This window comes from Xanthomonas arboricola pv. guizotiae (assembly GCF_002940205.1).
In the GTDB taxonomy this organism is placed as follows: Bacteria; Pseudomonadota; Gammaproteobacteria; order Xanthomonadales; family Xanthomonadaceae; genus Xanthomonas; species Xanthomonas arboricola_C.
This window is the reverse complement of sequence record NZ_MDSK01000003.1, coordinates 46,414-67,461: the sequence shown is the minus strand read 5'-3', so window position 1 is coordinate 67,461 and position 21,048 is coordinate 46,414. Positions and strand designations below refer to the sequence as shown.

The window sequence follows — 21,048 nt, the reverse complement described above, 5'->3', positions numbered from 1 at the left end:
GCGCGCGTGATCCCTTAGAATTGGCGCATGTCAGAACCCGCCAACGTCGCCGTCCGCCCGTCCCTGCGCAATCCCAGGCACTGGCCCATGTATCTGGGCCTGGCCGTCATGGTGCTGGCCGGGCGCCTGCCCTGGACGCTGCAACGCGCGTTGGGCCGCGGCGTGGGCTGGATCGCGATGCGCCTGGCCGGCACGCGTCGGCGCGCTGCCGAGGTCAACCTCAAGCTATGCTTTCCCGAACAGGACGATGCCTGGCGGGCGCGGCTATTGCGCGACAGTTTCGATGCGCTGGGCGTGGGCCTGTTCGAGTTCGCGCGCGCCTGGTGGGGCAGCATCGATGCCATCCGTCCGGGCGTGCAGGTCGAAGGGCTGGAACATCTGCAGCGTCTGCAGGAACAAAAGCGCGGCGTGTTGCTGGTGTCCGGCCACTTCATGACGCTGGAGATGTGCGGGCGGCTGCTATGCGATTACGTGCCGCTGGCCGGCATGTACCGCAGGCATCGCAACCCGGTGTTCGAATGGGCGGTCAAGCGCGGGCGGTTGCGCTATGCCACGCACATGTTCGCCAACGAGGACCTGCGCGCCACCATCAAGCACCTCAAGCGCGGCGGTTTTCTGTGGTACGCGCCGGACCAGGACATGCGCGGCAAGGACACCGTGTTCGTGCCGTTCTTCGGGCACCCGGCCTCCACCATCACCGCCACCCACCAACTGGCACGGCTGACCGGCTGCGCGGTGGTGCCGTACTTCCATCGCCGCGAGGGTGGCCGCTACCTCCTCAAGATCGCAGCGCCGCTGGCAGACATCCCCTCCGACGATGTGATTGCCGATACCACGCAGGTCAATGCGGCGATCGAGGACATGGTGCGCGAGGCACCGGACCAGTACCTGTGGATCCATCGGCGCTTCAAGCGCCAACCGGGCGGCCGCAGCGCGTTCTACCAGTGACGCCCGCGGCCCTGCAGCGTGCTGCAGGAGCAGGTGATCGATCGGCCGGCGTCGCTAGCGCGGCGGTGCCTGCTCTGCGTCGTCGTTGAGCAGCGCGCCCGCATACAAACCCGCCAGCATCAGGCTAAGCCCGCCCCAGAAGCTGGAATAGAACGCCAGGTGGGTGTTGAGCGGAAAGACCGTGGCCACCAGCGCAATCATTGCCGGACGCGCCTGCTCACGTGCCACCACGCTCGAATAGCGCCACGCACGCCACGCCTGCGCCGCACCGGCCAGCCACAGCAGCAAACCGATCACCCCGGTTTCGGCCAGGATTTCCAGCACGATCTGGTGCGCATGGAAGGCCGGCCCGTCACCCCATGCCGGCGCCTGCGCGGGGGCCGGATTGCAGGCCGGGTAGGCCTGCCGAAATCCGCGTGCGCCCACGCCATTGAGCGGATGCGCGCGGATCATGCACAGCGCCGCGCCCCAGATCTGCGCACGCCCGGACAGGGCCTGGTCGACGCCCTGCTCGCCGTCGCCGAAGGCCAGGGCGGTGCGCTGGATGCGCTCGCGCGCCTGCGGCGCCACCGCCACCACGCCGGCCGCCAGCAGCGCGCCGACCAGCACCACTCCCAGCAGGCGACGGCCACCCAGCAACTGCCAGCCGGACAGCAGCACGATCACGCCGTAGGTGATCCACGACGCCCGCGAACCGGCCAGCACCAACACCACCCCGACCGCCGCCGCAGCGCCTGCCCAGGCCCAGGCATGGCGCCGGCCCAGCGCCAGCAACAGGAAGGGCGACAGGCTGGCCAGGGTCTGGCCGAACTTGAGGTTGCACGGCCCCAGCACGCCGCTAAGGCGGTCGACCAGGGCCAGCTCCTGCGGCGTGCACAGGCCATGCCCGCTGATCAGTTGCTTGATCTGATCCAGGCCGAAGAACAACGGGCTGTTGCCGAACGCGGCCTGCAGCAGCGCATCCAGCGTCCACACCGCGCCGATCACTGCCAGGCCGGTGAAAGTGCGCCGACGCCGCTGCGCATTGGCCACCGCGATCGCGCACAACCACATGAAAGGCAGATAGCGCAGATCGGTGGCCGACTTGCGCAGCGCGCGGCCCACGTCCACCGCATCGAACGCCGACAGCATCTGCGGCAACCAGTACGCAAAGAACAATACGCTGGTCAGCGCCCAGGCCGCACCGCTGAGCAGCCGGGTGCCGCCGCGGAACCGTGCATGCAGCAGGCGATACGTCGCAAACAGCGCGCCCAGCGACAACACCGTCTCGGCCAGCCCGGGCGTGGGCCACAGCGCCACGAACAGGATCACCCACAGCGGCGCCCAGCGACCGGCATCGGGCGTCAGCACGGACGCGGGAGGGATGGCCTCAGCGGCGGAGTTCGTCATAGACCTTCAGGGTGGCCGCTTGCATGGCCTGCAACGTGCAGGGAAGCACGGCGGGCGCTGTCGGCGCCTGCCGCAGCAAATGCAGCGCCCGGGTGCGCAAGGCATCGGCATCGAAGGCCGGTACCGCGCCGCCGGGTTGCAACTCGGCCAGCAGCTCGCCGACGCCGCCGTGCGCCCACCCCAGCACTGGCCGGCCCACCGACAAGGCCTCCACCACGGTGCGGCCGAAGGCCTCGGGCTTGCGCGACAGCTGCAGCACCAGATCGCTGGCGGCATAGGCCTCGGCAATGCGCGCGGTGGGTTCGGTGAAGGCGACCGCCCCGGCCACGCCCAGCCTGGTGGCCTCGGCTTCCAGCTCGCGCAGATAGGTTTCGCGGCCCGGCTCGCGCGCGCCCGGCAGCCACAACCAGGCCGGCACGCCAGCAGCGCGCACGTCGGCGAGCAGTTGCAGACCGTCGGCGTGCCCCTTCAGACGGGTGCCGCGCCCGGGCAGCAGCAGCAGTGGCGCATCGGCCGGCAGGCCGGGCAGCATGCTCTGTGCCCAGGCGCGCGCGCGGCGATCCGGATGCGGGCGACGCGGAAACTGCGCGATATCCACACCGCGCGGGATGGTGCGCACGCGCGCCGGGTCGGTCTGCGGGTAATGCGCGCGGACGTAGTCACTCACCGTCTGCGACACGCAGATCACCCGCTCGCCGTAGGTCATCACCGCGCTGTAGCGGCTGGGCGAATTGAGCCCGTGCACGGTGGTGACCAAGCGCGGCCGCGTCGCGGGCGGCATCCCGCGCAACGCGTGCCAGCCCAGCCAGGCCGGCAGGCGCGACCGCGCATGCACGATGTCGGCCCCGAGTTCGGCGAACAGCCGGCGCAGGCCGACCACATGCCGCAGCGTCAACAAGGACTTGCGGCCGATATCCAGGGTCAGATGCTCGCCACCGGCGTCCAGCAATGGCTGGACCAGGCGACCGCCGGCTGACACCACCACGGCGCGATGCCCCGCCTGCACCAGCGCAGCGGCGATTTCCAGGGTGGAGCGCTCGACGCCGCCGGACTGCAGCGCCGGCAGCAGTTGCACCACGGTCAGGCGGTGCACCGGCCAGTATCAGTCGGCGAGCACGAACAGCGCGCCGCAATACGGGCACTTGGCTTCGCCGTTGGGCTCGTCTTCGATCGGCAGGTACACGCGCGGATGCGAGTTCCACAGCGCCATCGCAGGCGTCGGGCAGCTCAGCGGCAGATCGCTGCGCTGCACGGTGTAGCGCGATTCGGCATTGGCGGGCGCGGTGGCGGTCTGGCTCATGGCGGCACGATCGTAGAGGCAAAGGCAGAGCGACGATTCTAGCAGCCTGCGTGGTGATCGGCCCATTGAGCGGGCGACGCCGGCTCGGGTGGGAGGGTCTGCGCGCCAGCGCAGGCGCCGGCAACGTCGAGCGATGCGAGAGATCCGGCAGGGCCTGCCCCCTTGCAGGCACGCGGGGTCAGACCACCCACCCGGACATCGCGCTTATCATCGCCTGACCGTGGCGCACCGCCCGTGCCTGCGCCCCGTGTCCGGATCGCCCGCAGCACTCGGCCGGACCTGCCCTGCGGTATCGCACCCAAGGAGACATTCCCACGTGACCTCGTCTGTTGTGCTGTTGCACCCGCGTGAGCTGTGGCTCCGGCTGGTTGTCGCCCTGGGCTGCGCTGCGCCGCTGTCGGTGAGCGCGGCAACCGGGTTGTCGAGTTCGTTCGAGCCCGGGCAGCCGTTGCCGGTGAGCGCGGCGGCAGGCGATGTGCAGATTGCCATCGGCACCGGCCCGGCCGCGCCGTATGCGGCCAAGCCCAACGCCGGCTACAGCGGTGCGCATGCCTTGCGGTATCGAAGTCACGCCGCAGGTGGGCGGCGCACCCTGTTTACCGCCGATGTCCCGATCGGTGCCGATACGACGCTGTCGTGGCTGGTATTGCCTGAAAGTGTGGGCGGCGAGCACGCGGCGTCGACCTATGTGTCCCTGGATCTGCTGCTGGACGACGGCACGCGCGCGTCTGCCAGCGCTGCGCGGGATCAGCATGGCGTCGCGCTAGCTGCGCAGGCGCAAGGCGCGTCGAAGACGCTGTATCCGCAGCAATGGGCGCGCAAGGCGGTGCGGCTGGGCGACGTACCCGGCCTGCGTGGGCGCCGTGTGCGTGCGATCGAGCTGGACGTTGCGCCGCCCGCAGGCGCGACCAGTGCCGGCTGGATCGACGATATCGCGCTTGCCGAGGTGCCGCTGACGCCGGCAACGCGTCCGTCGGATTGGGTGCTGACCACGCGCGGCACGCAATCCAATGGCACGTTCTCGCGCGGCAATAATTTCCCTGCAACGGCCGTGCCGCATGGTTTCAACTTCTGGACGCCGGTGACCGATGCGGGCACGCTGACCTGGCTGTATCGCTGGAACGAACATAACGATGCGGACAATCGCCCGCGCCTGCAGGCGTTGTCGCTCAGCCATCAGCCCAGCCCGTGGATGGGCGACCGCCAGACCTTTCAGGTGATGCCGTCGTTGGCCGCCGGCGTGCCGCCAGCCGATCGCAAACAACGTGCACTGGCGTTTTCGCATGCCAATGAAACTGCGCGCCCCTATCGCTACGCGCTGCAGTTGGACAACGGGATCCAGGCCGAGATCGCACCGACCGACCATGCCGCGCTGTTCCGCTTTCGCTTCCCGGCACAGGGCGATGCCAATCTGGTGTTCGACAATGTGGACGCGCGCGGCGCGCTGCGCCTGGATGCGGCAACACAGACGCTCTCCGGCTACACCGATGTGCGTAGCGGGCTATCGACCGGGGCCACGCGCATGTATGTCTATGCCAGCTTCGACACGCCGTGGAAAACCAGCGGCCTGAGCGATACCGGCCGGCCCACCGGCTGGATCAAGTTCGATGCCGGCAGCACCCGGCAGGTGCAGATGCGCATTGCCACCTCGCTGATCTCGCTGGATCAGGCCAGGCACAACCTGTCCCTGGAAATCGCGCCGCAGGCAACATTCGAGCAGGTTGCCGCGCGTGCGCAGGACGCCTGGGATGCATTGCTGGGACGCCTGGAGGTGCCCGATGCCACCGCCGACCAGAAGACCACGCTGTACTCCAAACTGTACCGCCTGCACCTGTATCCCAACTCCGGCCATGAGAACGTCGGCAGCGCCAGCGCACCGGACTGGCGTTACGCCAGCCAGAGCAGTTGGTCGGACGACAACATCGATGGCAGCGCGGTGCGCAGCTTTGCGCCGATCCGCGATGGCCGGGTCTATGTCAACAACGGCTTGTGGGACACCTTTCGCACCGCGTGGCCGGCGTACGCCTTGTTCGCGCCCGACGATGCCGGTGCGCTGGTGCAAGGCTTTCTGGAGCAATCGCGCGCGGGCGGCTGGGTGGCGCGCTGGTCGTCGCCCGGCTATGCCGATCTGATGGTCGGCACCAGTTCCGATGTGGCCTTTGCCGATGCCTGGCTCAAGGGCGTGCAGGGCTTCGATCCGCTCGAGGCGTATGTTGCCGCACGCAAGAACGCCACCGTGGTGGCGCCCGACAGGCATGTCGGCCGCAAGGGCATGGCGCGTTCGACCTTTCGCGGTTATGCCGATACCGACACTCACGAAGGCATGTCGTGGTCGATGGAAGGCGCACTCAACGACTTCGGTATCGCCAACATGGCCGATGCGCTGGCCACGCAGGCGAAAACAGCCACGGCGCGCGAGCGTTACGCGACCGAGGCTGTGTATTTCCGTCACCGCGCGGCAGGCTATTCGGCACTGTTCGATCCGGCGATCGGGTTCTTCCAGGGCCGCACCCCGGACGGCACCTGGCGCGTGGACGCGGCACAGTACGATCCGCGCGTCTGGGGCCACGATTACACCGAATCCAGCGGCTGGACGTTTGCGTTCACCGCACCGCACGATGGGCAAGGCCTGGCCGCGTTGTATGGAGGACGCGCCGGTCTGGCAGCGAAGCTGGATACGTTCTTCGCCACCCCCGAGACCGCCGAGGCCAGGTTCGCCGGCTCTTACGGCTCCACCATCCACGAAATGACCGAAGCGCGCGACGTGCGCCTGGGCATGTACGCGCACAGCAACCAGACCGCGCACCATATCCCGTGGATGTACCTGTACGCCGGGCAGCCGTGGAAGACGCAACGCCTGACCCGCGAGATCCTGGCGCGCCTGTACCTGGGCAGCGAGATCGGCCAGGGCTACCCCGGCGATGAGGACAATGGCGAAATGTCGGCGTGGTATCTGTTCGCAGCGATGGGCTTGTATCCGTTGCGCATGGGTACGCCGGACTATGTGATCGGCTCGCCGCTGTTCACGCACGCCAGCCTGCGTTTGCCGAACGGCGGGACGCTGACGGTCAATGCGCTGCAGAATTCGCCGCAAAACGTGTACGTGCAATCGCTCAAGGTCAACGGCAAGCCCTGGCGCAAGACCTGGTTGCCGCATGCAGACATCGCCAGGGGTGCGACGCTGGACTTCGTCACGGGGCCGACGCCCTCGCGCTGGGGCACCGGGCCGGACGATGCGCCGCCATCGCTGACGCCTGCGGGTGAACGCCCTGCCCCCTTGCGTGATGTGCTCGGAGACACGGCGCGCATCACCCTGGCCGATGGTGGCGATGTCCCGGCACTGCATGACGACGATGCCGGGACGGTCGCTGCAGTTGCATCGGCATCGGCACTGACGTTCAGCGGCATGGCGCGCGGCACGCCGACGCTCTACACGCTGACCAGCGGCAACGCGGCGATTGCGGCGAGCGGATGGACGCTGGAAGCGCGTACGGCCGATGGTGCCTGGAAGGTGGTCGATCAGCGCCGCGAGGAAACGTTTGACTGGCCATTGCAGACGCGGCCGTTTCGCATTGCCTCCCCGGGTGCGTATGCCGAGTATCGGCTGCGATTCAGCGCACCTGCGAAACTGCAGCTGGCGGAGATCGAGTTGCTGGGGGCTGAGCCTGCGGCGCGTTGAGGCGCAGGTCTCGCATCGCTGATCGCGCTGCTTTCTGCAGGCAGGCGACTGCAGGATGCAGGCACCTGCTCACGCAATCGACGGAATTGCACGGGGGCTGCCGGAGCGGGGTTTTACTGCAAGGTCAGCAGCGCTGGTAACCGTCCCCTCACCCCAACCCCCGCTCCGCGCGCCGGCCCGAGCTTGCGGCGCGGGCGCTTCAAGGCACGCGCGCCAGTGGCGCGCAAGCAGTGCCTTGTCGCCCCGATGGGAGAGGGGCGTTGGCGCGGCACGCGGGGTGCCGCTAGCGGATCGGTCTTTGATGTTTCCCGGTGGGGGAATCTCAATCGCTATTTTTTTCGCTGGCGGTCTTCTCGGCATCGCGCTGCCGGCGGATCTGCGCATCCACCGCCGCAATCGCGGTCATGTTCATCACCCGGCGCGAGGTGGCGCTGGTGGTGAGGATGTGCACCGGCTTGGAGATGCCCATCAGGATCGGGCCGATCGCCACGCCGTCGGTGAACACGCGTACCAGGTTGTAGGCGATGTTGGCCGCTTCCAGGTTCGGCAGCACGAACAGGTTGGCGCGGCCCTTGAGCGTGCTGTTGGGCATGATCTGCTTGCGCAGCGCCTCGTCCCAGGCGGTGTCGCCCTGCATTTCGCCGTCGATGTTGAGCTCGGGCTTGCGCTTGAGCAGGGCTTCGCGCACCTGGCGCATCTTCAGCGCATCGCGCGAGTCGTGGCTGCCGAAGTTGGAGTGCGACAGCAGGGCGATATTGGGCTCGATGCCGAACAGCTTGAGGCGGTACGCAGCCTGCAGCGTCGCCTCGACCACCTGCTCCACGGTCGGGTCTTCCTGCACATGCGTGTCCAGGAAGAAGAACACGCCCAGCTGGTTGATCACGCCGGTCATCGCAGAGGTGGAGCTCACCCGCGGCTCCAGCGGAATCACGCTGCGTGCGTAGCCCAGCTTCTTGTGGAAGCGGCCGACCACGCCCGACAGCATCGCATCGGCTTCGCCACGCGCCACCATCACCGCCGCGATCAGGGTCGGACGCGAGCGCATCAGTTCCTTGGCGGCGGTGACGGTCACGCCGCGACGCTCGGTGAGCGCGTGGTAGTACTGCCAGTATTCGTTGAAGCGGGGGTCGTCGAGGATGTTGGTGATCTCGAAGTCCACTCCGGCGGTCAGGCGCAGGCCCATGCGCTCGATGCGCGCCTCGATGACGTCCGGGCGGCCGATCAGGATCGGGAACGCCAGGCCTTCGTCGACGACGTTCTGCACCGCGCGCAGCACCACTTCCTCTTCGCCCTCGGCATACACCACGCGCTGCTTGTCGGCGCGCGCGCGGTCGTAGACCGGCTTCATCATCAGGCTGGTGCGGTAGACGAACTGGCCGAGCTTGTCGCGGTAGGCCTCCATGTCGGTGATCGGGCGCGTGGCCACGCCCGAATCCATCGCCGCCTGCGCAACGGCGGACGACAGCTCCACCAGCAGGCGCGGGTCCAGCGGACGCGGAATCAGGTATTCCGGGCCGAAGCTCGGGGTCTCGCCGCCGTAGGCCGCGCCCAGGTCGGAGGCCTCGCGCCGCGCCATTGCCGCAATCGCCTTGACGCAGGCGATCTTCATTTCCTCGTTGATGCCGGTGGCGCCCACGTCCAGCGCGCCGCGGAACAGATACGGGAAGCACAGCACGTTGTTGATCTGGTTCGGGTAGTCCGAACGGCCGGTGCCGATGATGCAATCCGGACGTACCGCCTTGGCCGCTTCCGGGGTGATTTCCGGGTTGGGATTGGCCAGCGCGAAGATCACCGGCTGGCGCGCCATGCTGGCGACCATCTCCGGCTTGAGGATGCCGGCCGCCGACAGGCCCAGGAAGATGTCCGCGCCCTCGACGATCTCGGCCAGGGTGCGCTTGTCGGTGTCGCGCGCGTAGCGCTGCTTGTCCGGGTCCAGGTCGGTACGACCGGTGTGGATCACGCCATCGCGGTCCAGCGCCAGGATGTTCTCCGGCTTCAGGCCCAGCGAGACCAGCATGTTGACGCAGGAGATGCCGGCCGCGCCCATGCCGGTGGTGGCCAGCTTCACCTCTTCGATCTTCTTGCCGGTGACCACCAGCGCGTTGAGCACGGCGGCGCCGACGATGATCGCGGTGCCATGCTGGTCGTCATGGAACACCGGGATGTTCATGCGCTCGCGCAGCTTGCGCTCGACGATGAAGCACTCCGGCGCCTTGATGTCTTCCAGATTGATGCCGCCGAAGGTCGGCTCCAGGCTGGCGATGATGTCGACCAGCTTGTCCGGGTCGTTCTCGTTGATCTCGATGTCGAACACGTCGATGCCGGCGAACTTCTGGAACAGCACGCCCTTGCCTTCCATCACCGGCTTGGAGGCCAGCGGGCCGATGTTGCCCAGGCCCAGCACCGCGGTGCCGTTGGTGATCACCGCCACCAGATTACCGCGCGCGGTGAGCTCGCTGGCCTGGGTGGGTTCCTCGACGATCGCCTCGCAGGCGAAGGCCACGCCCGGCGAATACGCCAGCGACAGATCGCGCTGGGTCAGCATCGGCTTGGTCGCGGTGACCTTGATCTTGCCGGCCGGCTGCTGGCGGTGGTAGTCGAGGGCGGCCTGTTTGAAGTCGTCGTTGGACATCGGCTGTGTGGGTCTCGAAGGCGCAGGAGGGCTGAATTCTACCCTCCTGCCTGAACAAGGGCCTGTCGCGCAGCTGTCGGCGCGGCAGGGAGATCGCATGCTGCAGCGCGTCGTGCGCCGCGGCCGGGCTCGCGGTCAACGCAGAACGGCCCTGCATCCCGCCGGCATGGCCGACGGAATACAGGGCCGTAGGAAACATCAGCGCAGGCTGGCCGGCGCGGTGCCCGGCTGTCCGACCGGCGCCTGCAGCGGTGGCTCACCGCCGTCCAGCGCCAGCTTCAGCTGGTCGCGGTCCAGCGCATTTTCCCAACGCGACACCACCACGGTGGCCACTGCGTTGCCGATGAAGTTGGTCAGCGAGCGGCACTCGCTCATGAAGCGATCCACGCCCAGGATCAGCGCCATGCCGGCCACCGGCACTTCCGGCACCACGGCCAACGTGGCGGCCAGGGTGATGAAGCCGGCACCGGTGACGCCAGCGGCGCCCTTGGAGCTGAGCATCGCCACCGCCAGCAACGCAATCTGGTGACCCAAGGTGAGCTCGGTGTTGGTGGCCTGGGCGATGAACAACGCCGCCAGGGTCATGTAGATGTTGGTGCCGTCCAGATTGAACGAGTAGCCGGTCGGTACCACCAGGCCCACCACCGACTTCTCGCAGCCGGCCTTTTCCATCTTCTCCATCAGCGAGGGCAACGCCGACTCCGACGAAGAGGTGCCCAGCACCAGCAACAGTTCGGCCTTGAGGTAGCGGATCAGCTTGAGCACCGAAAAGCCGCACAGGCGACAGACCAGGCCCAGGATCACCAGCACGAACAACAACGAGGTCAGGTAAAACGACCCCACCAGCCAGGCGAGGTTGACCAGCGATTCCACGCCGTACTTGCCGATGGTGAAGGCGATCGCGCCGAACGCACCGAGTGGCGCGGCGCGCATCAGGATATGCACCAGCTTGAACACCGGGGCGATCAGCGCTTCCAGGAAGTGCAGAACCGGCTTGCCGCGCTCGCCCACCAGGGCCAGCGAGACACCGAACAGCACCGCCACAAACAGCACCTGCAGGATGTTGGGCCCGGTCAGCTTTCCGTTGACCACCTGGTCGCCAGTGAAGGCGCCGATCAACGAGTTGGGAATGATGTCCATCAGGAAGCCGACCAGGGTCAGGTCGTGCGACTTCTCGACGTAGCTCTTGACTGCGCTCTGGTCCAGATCGGCCGGATTGATGTTCATGCCGGCGCCGGGCTGCACCACGTGCGCCACGATCAGGCCCACCACCAGTGCCAGCGTGGAGAAGAACAGGAAGTAGGCCATTGCCTTGCCGAACACCCGGCCCACCGTCTTGAGGTGGGTCATGCCGGCGATGCCGGTGACGATGGTCAGGAAGATCACCGGGGCGATGATCATCTTCACCAGCTTGATGAAGGCATCGCCCAGCGGCTTCAGGCTTTCGGCGAAGGCCGGCTCGAAGTGGCCCAGCAGGGCACCCAGGACGATCGCCACCACCACCTGGAAATACAGCTGACGGTAAAACGGGACGGGCGCCGGCAGGGGGCCGGCAGGCTTGCTGATGTGCATGACGCCACTCCGAGGGAACATAGAGGGTGCCTGAGCAGGCACCCGGTGGGGGCATTCTGGCCGTACGTCACAGCCCGAGCCGATAGCCCATTGGTACTACGCACTGTCCCCGGGCTGAACGTCGCCTTACACTTCAGCCGCGCCACCACCGGCCGTTAATTCCGTTTAACGCAGACACCGATTCCTGTGTTGTTGGCCCCCCGGAACCTGCGCGCTTGCTGAAGCTGTTCAGTGCGACCGCCATGGCAGGACGCCCGGCCCCTTCTCCTTGCCGAAGACCACACCTATGCGCCTCAATCCGCTCGTTCTCGCGTTGGCCATCGCCGCCGCGCCCGCTGCCGCCAATGCGGCCACTTCGCTGGAAAACTGGCCCACCAAGTACACCTTCGGGGATGGCACCGAGCTCGGCCTGACCGGCAACTACGCCTACGACGACAACAACTTCTCCGGCGACGACCGCCTGGAAGACCGCACCGACTTCCGCCGCAAGGAATTCGGCGCCACCCTCAAGAAGAAGGGCGTCTACGACGCCATGGTGTATTTCGACTTCGAGTCCAAGCTGTGGCTGGACGTGTTCTTCCGGGTCGAGACCAAGGCCCTGTTCGGCCAGGACTACGGTCGCGTGCGGCTGGGCTACATGAAGGTGCCGGTGGGTCTGGAAGCGGTGCAGAGCTCGCGTGCGGGCAGCTTCATGGAGCTGGGCCTGCCGATCCAGGCGGTGTTCCAGGGCCGTCGTACCGGCGTGGAATGGACGCTGGAGCGCCAGCAGTACCTGCTGCAGGCCGGCGCCTACGGCGGCAAGGACCTGCAGGGCGACAACCCGGGCACCACCCAGGCCGTGCATGCCGCCTGGACCCCGTTCAAGGCCGAAGGCAACGTGCTGCACCTGGGCCTGGCCGGTTCGGTGGAAAACCCGCGCGGCTTCAGCGACGGCCGCGGCGTGTCGTTCAGCCCGCGCGTGCGCCTGCGTGCCCGCCCGGAAGCCGGCCTCACCGACGTGCGCCTGATCGACACCGGCACCATTCTCGATGTGGACCACGTGATACGCGCCGGTGTGGAAGCGGTGTGGATCCACGGCCCGTTCTCGCTGCAGAGCGAAGCGCTGCGCGCCGAGGTGGCGCGTAACGACAACCTGCCGCATTACATCGCGCAGGGCCAATACCTCTACGGCACCTGGACGCTGACCGGCGAGTCGCGCAGCTATGCCGGCGGCGTACCGGGCAACATCAAGCCGGCGCACGACTACGGCGCGGTCGAGCTGACCGCCCGCTACAGCCGCCTGGATCTGGAAGACAACCGCGTCAGCGGCGGCCGCCAGCACGACACCACCATCGGCGCCAACTGGTACCTCACCAGCCACTTCAAGTTCCAGGCCAACTACAGCTGGGTGGATGCCACGCGCAACGGCGTGCATGAAACCCCGCACGTGATGGAGCTGCGTGCGCAGGTGCAGTTCTAAGCAGCGCTGAAGCGCGCTGCTGCCAGCGCAGACGGCAGCAGGTTTCCGACACGGCCGCATCCGTTCACGGGCGCGGCCGTTGTCGTTTTCGGCATTTTCCAGTGCGCGGCAAGCGCGCCTGACAAAACAGAGCGAGCAGTCGTCAGGTGGCTGCGGACGGTGCGCAGGAGCCGGAGTGTGCGAGTGGTACATGCCGCACCGAGCACTGGCCGCGCCAACATGGCGGTGAGCGCCGTCGTCTTGTTGGCTGCCCGAAGGCGATGGCTGCGCGATTCGGCAACAGACCGCCATACTTGCGGCCATGTACGCATCACAACGCCGCCGCCTGCTGCTCACCCTGACCATCGTGCTGGGCGGCATGCTGGTGGCCATGCTGGCGGCCGGGCACTTCGTCGAACAGAACGCGCTGCACGAGGAAAGCGCCACCGTGCGCCGGCAGCTGCGCCTGTATGCGCAGGCGCTGCAGCAGCGCATCGACCGCTATCGCACGCTGCCGCAAATTCTGGCGTTGGACCCGGAACTGCGCGCGGCGGTGTCCGGCCCGCTGTCGCCCGAGCAGGTGCAGCGGCTCAATCGCAAACTCGAACGCGCCAACAACGTCACCCAGTCGTCCACGCTGACCCTGATCAACCACGACGGCGTGGCGCTGGCGGCCAGCAACTGGCAGGCGCCGCGCAGCAACGTCGGCGTGGACTATGCGTTCCGCCCGTATTACCAGCAGGCGTTGGCCAACGGCAGCGGCAGTTTCTACGGCATCGGCATGACCACCAGCGAGCCGGGCTATTTCCTGTCGCAGGCCATCGTCGACGCCGGCGGCCAGGTGCAGGGCGTGGTGGTGATCAAGATCGCGCTGGCCGCGCTGGAACGCGAGTGGCTGCAGACCCCGGACATCGTGCTGGCCTCCGACGCACACGCGGTGGTGTTCCTGGCCAGCCGGCCGCAGTGGCGCTACCGCATGCTGGCCCCGCTGAGCCTGCGCGACCGCAGCGAATTGCGCAGCACCCGCCAATACGCCGACCAGGACTTGCTGCCGCTGCAGCGACGATTGATCGAGCGGACCGGCAACGGCGGCGTGCTGGCCGAGGTCAGCGACCCGCCGCTCGCCGGCCCGGTGCTATGGCAGACCCTGGAGGTGCCCGAAAGCGGCTGGCGCCTGCATCTGCTGCACGACACCCGCGCCAGCGCGGCGGCCGGCCGCGCCGCGGCGATTGCCGCGGCGGGCGCGTGGTTGGCACTGGCCTTGCTGTGGTTGTTCGTGCAGCAGCGGCGGCGCCTGGCCGCGTTGCGCCAGCGCAGCCGGCACGAGCTGGAAAGGCTGCTGCAACAACACGCCGAAGAACTGCGTACCGCGCAGGATGGCGTGGTCACCGCCGCGCAACAGGCCAATGCCGGTCTGAGCCGCAGCCTGGAACACCTGCCGCAGGGCGTGGTGGTGATCGACGAGGCGCTCAATCTGGTGGCGTGGAATTCGCGCTATGTGGAGCTGTTCCGCTTCCCGCCCGAACTGCTGAAGATCGGCCGGCCGATCGAAGACCTGTTCCGCTTCAACGCACGCCGCGGCCTGCTCGGACCAGGGCCGATCGAAGCGGCGATCGAACGCCGCCTCAATCATCTGCGCAGCGGCAAACCGCATATGCGCGAGAGCGAGAAGGAGGACGGCACCGTGCTGGAAATCCGCGGCAATCCGCTGCCCGACGGCGGATTCGTCACCAGCTATGCCGACATCACCAGTTACAAGAACGCCGCGCGCGAACTGCGCTCGCTGGCCGATGCACTGGAACACCGCGTGGCCGAACGGACTCGTGACCTGGCCGCAGCCAAGCGCGAGGCCGAGAGCGCCAACCGCTACAAGACCCGCTTCGTCGCCTCCGCCGTGCACGACCTGCTGCAACCGCTCAACGCCGCGCGCATGTTCGTCTCGGTGCTGCGCGGGCAGGTGCGCGAGACCGGCAGCGCGCGCGTGGTCGACAATATCGAAGGCGCGCTCGCCGCGCAGGACGCCATCCTCAACAGCCTGCTGGACATCTCGCGGCTGGAGGCCGGCAGCCTGAAGACCCAGGTGCGCGATTTCGCCATCGCCCCGCTGCTGGAAACGCTGGCGCGCGAGTTCGGCATCCTTGCCGAAGACCGCGGCCTGGTGCTGGATTGGGTGCCCACTTCGGCGGTGGTGTTGAGCGATGAAAACCTGCTGCGGCGCATCCTGCAGAACTTCCTGTCCAACGCCATCCGCTACACCCCGCGTGGGCGCGTGCTGATCGGCTGCCGTCGCCGCGGCGGCTGGCTGCGCATCGAGGTGCACGACCAGGGGCCCGGCATCCCCGAGGCCCTGCAGGAAGAGATCTTCGAAGAGTTCCGGCGCCTGGACGACGGCGTGGCCAACGATCGTGGCGCCGGCCTGGGCCTGGCCATCGTCGAGCGCATCGGCCGGCTGCTCGGCCACCGCATCGGCCTGCGTTCCACGTTGGGCAGCGGCAGCGTGTTTTCGGTGACCGTGCCGCTGGGCGAGCGCGCGGCCATCGTCAGGCAGTTGCCGCCGCCGACCACCAGCGCAGACAACGCCAACGACCCGATCCTGCACGGCTGCCGGGTGTGGTGCGTGGACGACGACCCGCGCGTGTGCGAGGCCAGCCGCGCCCTGCTGGAACGCTGGGAATGCCGTGTGGACTTTGCCGGCGGCCCCGACGCGGCATTGGCCGCCGCCAACGCCGACGAGGTGCCGGAGCTGCTGTTGCTGGATGTGCGCATGGGCGAGCACTACGGCCCCATGCTGCTGCCGCAGTTGGTGCAACGCTGGCAACGCGAGCCGCGCGTGATCCTGGTCACCGCCGAAGCCGACCCGGCGCTACGCGAGCATGCGCTCGACCTGGGCTGGGGATTGTTGGCCAAGCCGGTGCGCCCGCCCGCGCTGCGCGCGTTGGTGACCCAGATGGTGTTGCGGCGCGGCTGAGCTGCACAGTCGGCAGCGACAGGCAGGCAAGGCCTGCGGTTGCCATGTAGCGACGATTCCGGCTTGCATCGCGCCGAGAGGCCGAACGATGTCGCATCGGCCACGCACGTCCCGTACAGCGATTTTCTGGCCCTGCGTGATCTGGCCGGGTTTCGCCGGATCGTTTCAGCGTACCGAAGTGCGTGCCGCTTCAGGCGCGCGTTCGCGATGGCGCTACAGTGCTTGCGTCTCCTGCTGCTCACGTCTGCATCGTGTACAGCTCACCTGCCGATTTTTTCTCCGCCAGAAAATTGGAGCCGCCATGTTCAGGCCTGCCGCTGTGATGTTGACCACGTTGCTCGCCGCCGGGTGCGCGGCGGATATGCCCGTACACGCGTCCACGCCATCGGCGACCGTGCAGCCCCCCGGCCCGGTGCGCGCGGACATGGACCCGTACACGCTGCAGACATTGGACCGCGTGCTGCAAGAGGCATCCACGCATCGCGGTTTGAGTTCCGGCCATCTGATCAAGCGGCTTTCGGCGGAATTTCTCGGCACGCCGTATCAGGCCGACATGCTGCAGGGCTCGGCCACCACGCCGGAGCGGCTGATCATCGACTTCAGGGGCCTGGATTGCTTCACCTATCTGGACTATGTCGAAGCGGCGCGCCACGCCCATTCGCAGCAGGACTTCGTCGATCGCGTGATCCTCACCCGCTACGTCGATGGCATCGTCGGTTTCACCTCGCGCAAGCATTTCTTTTCGGACTGGGTCGCACGCCCCTACCAGCTTGCCGACGACATCACCGCAACGCTCAGCCCCAAGGCCGCGAGAGTGGACAAGACGCTCAATCTCAAGGCCGACGGCAGCAACTATCTGCCTGGATTGCCGCTGGTACGGCGATCGATCACCTACATCCCCGCCGCCGATGTGGATGGCACTGTCGTCCGGCGACTGCGCACTGGCGACTATGTGGGCAGGTACTCGCCGGCGCCCGGGCTGGATGTCAGCCATGTCGGCATCTTCGTCAGGACCGACCGGGGTCCGGTGCTGCGCAATGCCTCATCGCGCCCGGAGAACGAAAAGGTTGTGGACTCGCCGTTCATGGAGTACGTCGCACGCACGCAGGGCATCGTCGTCTACAGGCCCTGGCGAGGGGCGATCAGCCCTCGCCTTCCGGCTCCAGCGCCTTGACCAGCACTGCCGCCTGGGTGCGGCTGTAGCAATCCAGCTTCTTCAGGATGGCGGTGACGTGCACCTTGACGGTGTTCTCGGCCAGCCCCAGTTCGTGTGCGATCTGCTTGTTGAGCAGGCCGTCGGCCAGGCTCAGCAGCACGCGGAACTGCTGCGGGGTGAGCTGGGCGAGCTTGGAGGCCAGTTGCGCGTCGGCCTCCGAGCGCTCGGCGGTCATCGGCGGGAACCAGGTGCCGCCCTCCAGCACGCTGGCCACCGCGGTGCCGATCGATTCGGCCGGGGTGGATTTGGGAATGAAGCCGGCCGCGCCGAACTGCTGCGCGCGCCGGATCACGCGTGGGTGATCGTTGGAGGAGATCACCACCACCGGGATGTCCGGATGCTCGCCACGCACATGCAACAGCGCCGAAAAGCCGCGTGCGCCCGGCATCGCCAGGTCCAGCAGCACCAGCTCGGCCTGCGGGTGCGAGCGCAGCATCGCGCTCAGCGTGGCGGCGCTGGAGGCCTCCACCACATCGGCTTGCGGCAGGGTCTGCTGCAGCACATGGATCACGGCGGCACGGAACAGCGGATGGTCGTCGGCGACGAGGATGGTGAGATCGGCCATGCGCCAAGTCTGGCACATGGCTGCGTCGGTTTCCCGCGCCCGGGCATCCAGCCCGCCCCGCTGCGCAGGCACCGGGCCTGTCGGGCAGCCAGCAGGCGTGGAACCGCCGCCTCCACGCCCTGCACGCAAGGGCCGGCAGCGCACGCCGCGCCGACGCGCAGCCGTCGCGCTGGTGGTTATCGCTCGCCCTGGCGCGGCGGCTGCGTGCTGGCCCGCCAGGCATCCAGGAACTGCCGGCGTTTGAGCTTGTCCAGATACACCAGCAGGCCGGGGCCGAGCGGGATCGGCCGGAACGGCGGCTGCGCCGGGCCGCCACGGCCGCCGGCGGCCGGCAGGATCGGCATCAGCCGCGCCTCGCGCGAGAGCACCTGCTGGCCGCGTGGCGAGAGCAGGTAATCCAGGAACCTGCGCGCCTCCGGCGCGTGCGGCGCGGTCCTGGGAATCACCGCCGTGCGCAAGGCCACCAGCGTGTAGTCCTGCGGCTGCACGATGCCCAGCGGGGCGCCGGCGTCGATGCGCGTCTGCGCGTAGGAGCCGAGCACGTTGTAGGCCAGCAGCAGCTCGCCACGGCTGACGCGGTCGAGCAAGGTGCCGGTGCGTTCTTCCAGCCTGACCTGGTTGGCCCCCAACGCGGCCAGCAACGCGCCGGCAATGCTGCCGACCTGCCCGTCCTGGGTGGCAAACAGATAGCCCACGCCGCTGCGCTCGACATCGTAGGTGCCGACCCGGCCGCGCAGCGGCGCATCGGGCGCGCGCAGCAAGGCCAGCAATTGCCGGCGCGTGCGCGGCACCCGCGCGGCCGCCAGCTTGCGTGTGTTGTAGACGATCGCCACCGGCTCGTAGCTGATCCCGAACACTTCGTGGCGCCACTGCGCCCACGCCGGCAACGCTTCGGTCTGCGCGGAGCGATGCGCCAGCGCGTGGCCGTCGTTCACCAGCTTGGTCTGCAGGTCCATGCTGGCGCTGATCAGCATGTCGGCGGCAGCCGTGGCCGTGCCCGGATGCAGATAGCGCGCGTAGATGTCCCAGGCGATCACGTCCTCGTAGATCACCTCGGTGCCCGGATGCAGGCGCTGGTAGTCCTGGATGACCGCGCCGAACACTTCCAGATCGGTGGAGCCTTGCACGCGCAACTGCGCCTGCTTCGGGCCATGCGCGGGAAACACCCGCACATCGCCGGGCGCGGCACGCGCAACAACCGGCGCCAGCAAGACCACCATCAGCAACAGCACGCGCATCACCGCGTCCCTCCAGGAAAATGCAACGAGGCGATCAGCCCGCCGCCGACGCGGTTGCTCAGATCGATGCGCCCACCGTGCGCTTCGACCACGCGCTTGACGATGGCCAGCCCCAGCCCCGCGCCGCCGGCCGGCGCATCCGGCCCGCGGACGAAACGTTCGAACACGCGCTCGGCTTCGGCGGCGGGAATGCCGGGGCCGTGATCGGCGATGGTCAGCACGTGATGGCTGCCGTCGCTGGTGAGCGCCACCTGCAGTGGCGCCCCGGCACCGTAATTGCAGGCGTTGTCGATCAGGTTCTTCAGCGCCTCGCGCAGCAGCAATGCATCGCCGCGCAACAGTGCCGGTTGCGGGTCGATCGCCAGCTGCACGCGCGGGGCGCCGTCGCTGCGCGGCAAGGCCTCGTGCAAGGCCTGGTGCAGCACTTCGGCCAGGTCCACGGTGGCAAAGCGCTGCAGGTTGGCGCGGTGGATCACGCTGGCGTCGCTGAGCAATTGATTGAGCAGCCGGCTCATGTGGCTGGCATTGCGCTCGATCGCCACCAGGCTGCGTTGCATCTCGCGCGGGTCGTCGTCGTCCATCGCCAGTTGCGCCTGCGCGCGCAAGGCGGCCAGCGGCGTGCGCATCTGGTGCGCGGCTTCGGCCATGAAGGCGCGCAGGGTTTCGTTGCTGGACGACAGCCGCGCCATGAAGCGGTTGAGCGCGGTCACCATCAACTGCATCTCCTGCGGCGCCGGCACGCTCAGCGGTTTCAGGTCGGAGGGCTCGCGCCGCGACAGGTCGCGCTCGATACGCTGCAACGGGCGCAGCGCGCGATACACGCCCAGCCACACCAGGCCCAGGGCGAGCAGCGACAGCACGCCGATTGCCACCAGTGCGTTGAGCACCACATCGCGTGCCACCGCATCGCGCGCGCGCCGGGTCTGACCGACCTGCACGCGCACCTCGCCCTGCCCGGAGGCCGATGCCACCCGATGCATCACCACCGCAAAGCGCACCGGCTCGCCGCTGTAGTCGGCATCGAACAGCACCGGGCGCTCGTCGCCGGGCGCGCGCGCCGGCAACGGCAAGCTCTCTTCGCCGGTGATGGTGCGGCCTTGCGCATCGAACACGCGGTAGAACACGCGGTCTTCCGGTGCCATGCCGAGCAGGTCCAGCGAGGCATACGGCAGATCCACCTGCCAGTCGCCGCCGACCAGCGCCACGCTGTCGATGATGGACAGGGCCGAGGACACCAGCAGGTGGTCGTAGGAGCGGTTGGCCGCGCGCTCGCCATAGTCGCGCGCGGCAAAGAACAGCACCACCGCGCCCAGCACCGACAGGCTGCCCAGATACAGCAGCAAGGTGCGCCGGATCGACGGTGCCACCGTCAGCGGCTCAGCCATCGACGCCCGGCTCCACCGGCGCATGCGGATCGGCTTCTTCCAGTTTGTAGCCGGCACCGCGCACGGTGACGATACGCAATGGCGCAGCGGCCAGCTTGCGTCGCAACCGACCGACATACAGCTCGATCGCATTGGGGCCGGCATCGTCGTCAAAGCCGAACAAGCCATTGCCGATCTCGTCCTTGCCGACCACCTGCCCGAGCCGGCCGATCAGGATTTCGAACAGGCGATATTCGCGATTGGGCAGCTCGATCGGCACGCCATCCAGCATCAGCGTATGCGCCGCGTTGTCGAACACGAACCCGCCGATCTGCACCACCTCGCTGGCCTGGCCGCGATTGCGCCGCAGCAACACGCGGCAGCGCGCTTCGAACTCGCGGAAATCGAACGGCTTGCCGAGGTAATCGTCCGCGCCGACATCCAGCGCCTGCACGCGGTCTTCGATGCCATCGCGCGCGGTCAGCATCAACACCGGCGTGGTATCGCCACGCTCGCGCATCCCGGCCAGCACCCGCAACCCGTCGAGCTTGGGCAGGCCGATGTCCAGTACCACCAGATCGAAACTCTGATAGCGCAGCACACTCGCCGCGGCCAACCCATCGGCCTGCCAATCCACCGCATGCCCGCTACGGCGCATGCGCCGCACGATGGCATCGGCGAGATCGGCGTTGTCTTCGACTAGCAGCAGGCGCATGGGCGGGGAATCGAGAATGGGGAA

General features: G+C 67.9%; 14 protein-coding genes and 1 other RNA gene. 5 read left to right on the top strand and 10 right to left on the bottom strand.

Annotated features, from left to right (window positions below):
• The first annotated feature begins 27 nt into the window (after positions 1-27).
• A complete protein-coding gene (locus XarbCFBP7408_RS02815) occupies positions 28-948 on the top strand; it encodes an LpxL/LpxP family Kdo(2)-lipid IV(A) lauroyl/palmitoleoyl acyltransferase (protein ID WP_104561186.1) in 921 nt (306 codons plus the stop codon).
• Positions 949-1,002: 54 nt separating this feature from the next.
• On the opposite strand, the gene XarbCFBP7408_RS02810 is transcribed toward XarbCFBP7408_RS02815, so the two are convergent.
• Genes XarbCFBP7408_RS02810 through XarbCFBP7408_RS02800 form a run of 3 tightly spaced genes read right to left on the bottom strand, consistent with a single transcriptional unit; the run spans position 1,003 to position 3,637 of the window.
• On the bottom strand, positions 1,003-2,337 hold the full coding sequence (locus XarbCFBP7408_RS02810; protein ID WP_104561184.1) for an O-antigen ligase family protein: 1,335 nt from the start codon (positions 2,335-2,337) through the stop codon (positions 1,003-1,005).
• Positions 2,318-3,430 carry a glycosyltransferase gene (locus XarbCFBP7408_RS02805; protein WP_104561182.1) on the bottom strand — a complete coding sequence of 371 codons (1,113 nt, stop codon included), beginning with the start codon at positions 3,428-3,430 and terminating at the stop codon, positions 2,318-2,320. Before XarbCFBP7408_RS02805 ends, XarbCFBP7408_RS02810 begins: the two co-directional genes overlap by 20 nt.
• 9 nt (positions 3,431-3,439) lie before the next feature.
• On the bottom strand, positions 3,440-3,637 hold the full coding sequence (locus XarbCFBP7408_RS02800) for a zinc-finger domain-containing protein (RefSeq protein WP_104561180.1): 198 nt from the start codon (positions 3,635-3,637) through the stop codon (positions 3,440-3,442).
• A 316-nt stretch (positions 3,638-3,953) separates the two neighbouring features.
• Here XarbCFBP7408_RS02800 and XarbCFBP7408_RS02795 point away from each other — a divergent pair, with 316 nt between their 5' ends.
• Positions 3,954-7,316 (top strand): GH92 family glycosyl hydrolase, encoded by a 3,363-nt coding sequence (locus XarbCFBP7408_RS02795; protein ID WP_104561178.1) that lies wholly within the window; start codon positions 3,954-3,956, stop codon positions 7,314-7,316.
• A 322-nt stretch (positions 7,317-7,638) separates the two neighbouring features.
• Here XarbCFBP7408_RS02795 and XarbCFBP7408_RS02790 read toward each other — a convergent pair whose 3' ends face one another.
• A complete protein-coding gene (locus XarbCFBP7408_RS02790; RefSeq protein ID WP_024938976.1) occupies positions 7,639-9,948 on the bottom strand; it encodes an NADP-dependent malic enzyme in 2,310 nt (769 codons plus the stop codon).
• A gap of 198 nt (positions 9,949-10,146) precedes the next feature.
• On the bottom strand, positions 10,147-11,520 hold the full coding sequence (locus XarbCFBP7408_RS02785; protein ID WP_046344222.1) for a dicarboxylate/amino acid:cation symporter: 1,374 nt from the start codon (positions 11,518-11,520) through the stop codon (positions 10,147-10,149).
• 286 nt (positions 11,521-11,806) lie between these two features.
• On the opposite strand from XarbCFBP7408_RS02785, the gene XarbCFBP7408_RS02780 reads away from it, so the two are divergent.
• Complete coding sequence (locus XarbCFBP7408_RS02780; protein ID WP_104561176.1) at positions 11,807-12,979, top strand: OprO/OprP family phosphate-selective porin; 1,173 nt, start codon at positions 11,807-11,809, stop codon at positions 12,977-12,979.
• 116 nt (positions 12,980-13,095) lie between these two features.
• On the opposite strand, the gene XarbCFBP7408_RS02775 is transcribed toward XarbCFBP7408_RS02780, so the two are convergent.
• Positions 13,096-13,171: non-coding RNA, sX9 sRNA (locus XarbCFBP7408_RS02775), on the bottom strand.
• Positions 13,172-13,280: 109 nt separating this feature from the next.
• Between XarbCFBP7408_RS02775 and XarbCFBP7408_RS02765 the strand changes: the two genes are divergently transcribed.
• A complete protein-coding gene (locus tag XarbCFBP7408_RS02765; RefSeq protein ID WP_104561174.1) occupies positions 13,281-15,926 on the top strand; it encodes a hybrid sensor histidine kinase/response regulator in 2,646 nt (881 codons plus the stop codon).
• 88 nt (positions 15,927-16,014) lie between these two features.
• Positions 16,015-17,100 carry a DUF1460 domain-containing protein gene (locus tag XarbCFBP7408_RS02760; RefSeq protein ID WP_258071991.1) on the top strand — a complete coding sequence of 362 codons (1,086 nt, stop codon included), beginning with the start codon at positions 16,015-16,017 and terminating at the stop codon, positions 17,098-17,100.
• On the opposite strand, the gene XarbCFBP7408_RS02755 is transcribed toward XarbCFBP7408_RS02760, so the two are convergent.
• The 4 genes from XarbCFBP7408_RS02755 to XarbCFBP7408_RS02740 all read right to left on the bottom strand — a co-directional run bounded on the left by XarbCFBP7408_RS02755 (position 17,069) and on the right by XarbCFBP7408_RS02740 (position 21,024).
• Entirely contained in the window at positions 17,069-17,707 is a 639-nt protein-coding gene (locus XarbCFBP7408_RS02755; protein ID WP_024938967.1) for a response regulator, read from the bottom strand. The two genes, XarbCFBP7408_RS02760 and XarbCFBP7408_RS02755, sit on opposite strands and share 32 nt — an antisense overlap.
• Positions 17,708-17,883: 176 nt before the next feature.
• Positions 17,884-18,945 (bottom strand): ABC transporter substrate-binding protein, encoded by a 1,062-nt coding sequence (locus tag XarbCFBP7408_RS02750; RefSeq protein ID WP_104561169.1) that lies wholly within the window; start codon positions 18,943-18,945, stop codon positions 17,884-17,886.
• Entirely contained in the window at positions 18,945-20,330 is a 1,386-nt protein-coding gene (locus XarbCFBP7408_RS02745; RefSeq protein ID WP_104561166.1) for a sensor histidine kinase, read from the bottom strand. The genes XarbCFBP7408_RS02750 and XarbCFBP7408_RS02745 overlap by 1 nt, the downstream gene beginning before the upstream one ends.
• Entirely contained in the window at positions 20,323-21,024 is a 702-nt protein-coding gene (locus tag XarbCFBP7408_RS02740) for a response regulator transcription factor (RefSeq protein ID WP_104561164.1), read from the bottom strand. The genes XarbCFBP7408_RS02745 and XarbCFBP7408_RS02740 overlap by 8 nt, the downstream gene beginning before the upstream one ends.
• Positions 21,025-21,048 lie beyond the last annotated feature (24 nt).